The sequence below is a fragment of the Allobosea sp. 01N443 genome (genome assembly GCF_056399325.1).
Window position 1 is genome coordinate 1 of record NZ_JBFTRC010000354.1, and the last position, 2,495, is coordinate 2,495.

The 2,495-nt window shown below is 64.6% G+C and carries 5 protein-coding genes; 2 read left to right on the forward strand and 3 right to left on the reverse strand.

Annotated features, from left to right (window positions below):
- From AC1DRP_RS36180 to AC1DRP_RS36190, 3 genes are all read right to left on the reverse strand, one after another.
- The coding region (locus AC1DRP_RS36180) for an XdhC family protein (protein WP_476771098.1) at positions 1-567 on the reverse strand (567 nt) is incomplete at its 3' end.
- 3 nt (positions 568-570) lie between these two features.
- Positions 571-1,200, reverse strand: a complete 630-nt coding sequence (locus AC1DRP_RS36185) for a LysE family translocator (protein WP_441506181.1) — start codon at positions 1,198-1,200, stop codon at positions 571-573.
- Complete coding sequence (locus AC1DRP_RS36190) at positions 1,200-1,523, reverse strand: XdhC family protein (protein ID WP_441491439.1); 324 nt, start codon at positions 1,521-1,523, stop codon at positions 1,200-1,202. Before AC1DRP_RS36190 ends, AC1DRP_RS36185 begins: the two co-directional genes overlap by 1 nt.
- Before the next feature lie 210 nt (positions 1,524-1,733).
- On the opposite strand from AC1DRP_RS36190, the gene AC1DRP_RS36195 reads away from it, so the two are divergent.
- Positions 1,734-2,057, forward strand: coding sequence for an esterase/lipase family protein (locus tag AC1DRP_RS36195; protein ID WP_441506182.1), 324 nt, complete (start codon positions 1,734-1,736; stop codon positions 2,055-2,057).
- Positions 2,058-2,128: 71 nt separating this feature from the next.
- Positions 2,129-2,380 (forward strand): hypothetical protein, encoded by a 252-nt coding sequence (locus AC1DRP_RS36200; protein WP_441506183.1) that lies wholly within the window; start codon positions 2,129-2,131, stop codon positions 2,378-2,380.
- Positions 2,381-2,495: the final 115 nt, after the last annotated feature.

The following is a 2,495-nucleotide window of genomic DNA, read 5'->3' on the forward strand; positions in this document are numbered from 1 at the left end:
CGCCTCATCGAAGCCAGCCGCCGTCAGGCGCTCGTTGCGCCTGCCATGCGTCTTCCGGCTGCCCAGCGCCCCGATATAGAAGCAGTCCGAGCGCAAGGCCGCCTCCAGCCCGGGATCGTCGATTTTCGGATCGGGGGTCAGGGCGACGAAGGCGGTATAGCTATCGAGGCCGAGCTGCTTGATCGCTTCATCCGGCCACTCCGGCAGCAGCGTCACGTCGGGAAAGCGTTCGGGCGTAGCAAAGGCGGTCCGCGGATCGATGATGGCGACATCGAGATCCAGCAACTTCGCCATCGGCGCCATCGCCTGCGAGATATGCACCGCACCGGTGACCACGACGCGCGGCGGAGGCACCTGCACGGTCAGGAAGTAACGTGTCCCCTCCGTCTCGACCGTACCGCTCTTGCCGGTACGCAATTGCTTGTCGAGCAGGCCAGCCAGCGGATCGGTCGCGAGATCGGCCTCCCCTACCAGCCGTTGAGCACCGCTGCCGATATCAGTGACCAGCACTGCGGCACGGCGGGCGGCGCGCTCGACATTGAGCGCGGAGAGCAGCGAAAGATCCATGCCTCAGCCCCTGTCGGTCGCAAGCTTGACGCCAAGGCCGATCATCAGAGAACCACCGAGCCAGCGGCCGAAGGCAAATCCGGACTTGGTCTTCTTCATCGTCTTGACGACCGCCGATGCTCCCAGCACCGTCACGAAATCGGCCGAGGAAAAGGCGAAATTCACGATCGTGCCGAGGATCAGGAACTGCGCCCAGACCGGCAGGGACGCCGCGGGGTTAACGAACTGCGGCAACAACGCGATGAAGAACAGCGCCACCTTGGGGTTCAGCACCTCGACGATGAAGGAATCGAGCAACGCCCGTTTCACGGTCTTGGGCGGCGAGACATCGACATCCGTTCCGCCGAGCCTGGAGCGGATCATGCCGATGCCGAGCCAGACCAGATAGAGCGCGCCGGCGAGCTTCACCGCGACATAGAGTTCCGGCACATGCTTGAACACGGCCGAGAGGCCGAAGGCAGCTGCGATGACATGCAGGTAGCAGCCGAGATGGATGCCCAGCATCGCCATGAAGCCAGCGCGGCGGCCATGAGTAATCGTCTGCGCCGCCGTGTAAAGCAGAGCCGGGCCGGGGAAATAAGCGACAGCGATCGTCAACACCGCGAAGGCGGCAAGTGTTTCCCAGGAAGCCATCAGTGCACCTTCTCGACATAGACCCGAATGCGACCGCCGCAGGAGAGACCGACCTTCCAGGCCGTCTCGTCCGCGACGCCGAATTCAAGCGTGCGCGCCTGTCCATCGGCGATGACGTCGGCAGCCTCTTCCACCACGGCGCCCTCGACGCAGCCTCCGGAGACCGAGCCGAGGAAATTACCCTCTTGATCGATGACAAGATGCGAGCCCACCGGGCGGGGGGCGGAGCCCCAGGTCTCGATCACAGTGGCAAGCGCCACGCCGCGCCCGGCCTTGGCCCAACTCTCGGCCGTGGCGAGAATATCGGTGTCGGTACTGATCATGGCTATCGGTCCCTGTTCGGCCCGCGGCGCCGGAGCGCAGTTTAGACGCACCGCATCATACGCGCGAGCGGGCCGCGAGCCCCGCCTACTTAAGCATAGTCGCCGCAGGTTTCGAGCATGCGGCGGGCATCCGGATGGCGAAAACACGTGCCCCTCCTCGACCTACGGTAACGATCCCTCTATCCAGCGCGCAGTAAGGCATGGCGGCCCATGGACGGCATCGTTCTACTGCACGGCATTGCGCGGCGCTCCGGATCGCTCTCGGGGCTCGAACGCATTCTGAAGGCCGATGGCTACGGGACCCTGAACCTCGACTATCCCGCGCGCAGCAACGGCCTCGACGACATTGCCTCGCAACTGCATGAGCCGATCGCGCGCTTCAGCGGCGGGCTCGACGGCCGACTGCATTTCGTCACTCATTCGATGGGAGGGCTAGTGGCGCGCTCCTATATCACCCGCCACCGCCCAGAGCGGCTCGGCCATGTCGTGATGCTGGCGCCCCCCAACGAGGCAGCGAGATCGCCGATCTGCTGAAGGGAAACCCGCTCTATCGCGCGTTCTTCGGTCCGGCCGGCGCGGAGCTGGTTACGGCAAGGCCGGAGCAGTTGCTCCGCATCCTCGGCCCAGTCGACTATCCGCTCGGCGTGATCGCTGGCCACCGCTCGTTCTATCCACTCTCGTCCCTGCTATTGCCGCGGCCAAATGACGGCCGGGTCTCGGTTGTGCGCACCCGCGCCACCGGGATGAGCGATCACATCACGCTGCACGCGACACATCCACTGATCATGCGCAACCGCGAGGCGATCGAGCAGACGCGGCACTTCCTACAGCATGGCCGCTTCAGCAGACCCGCCTAGCTGTTTGATCCCGGGCTTTGATGGTGCAGTCTTTTCGCGTGAGTGGAAGGAGGCGCTATGGGCCAGGTTCACCATGGGAGCGCCACGACGACAGAGGCGGTTCGTCGAGCGATAC

Bases quoted from the DNA above. Each gene is read 5' to 3' on its own strand.
- AC1DRP_RS36185 (WP_441506181.1), bottom strand. From the start codon at position 1,200: ATGGCTTCCTGGGAAACACTTGCCGCCTTCGCGGTGTTGACGATCGCT.
- AC1DRP_RS36190 (WP_441491439.1), bottom strand. From the start codon at position 1,523: ATGATCAGTACCGACACCGATATTCTCGCCACGGCCGAGAGTTGGGCC.
- AC1DRP_RS36195 (WP_441506182.1), top strand. From the start codon at position 1,734: ATGGACGGCATCGTTCTACTGCACGGCATTGCGCGGCGCTCCGGATCG.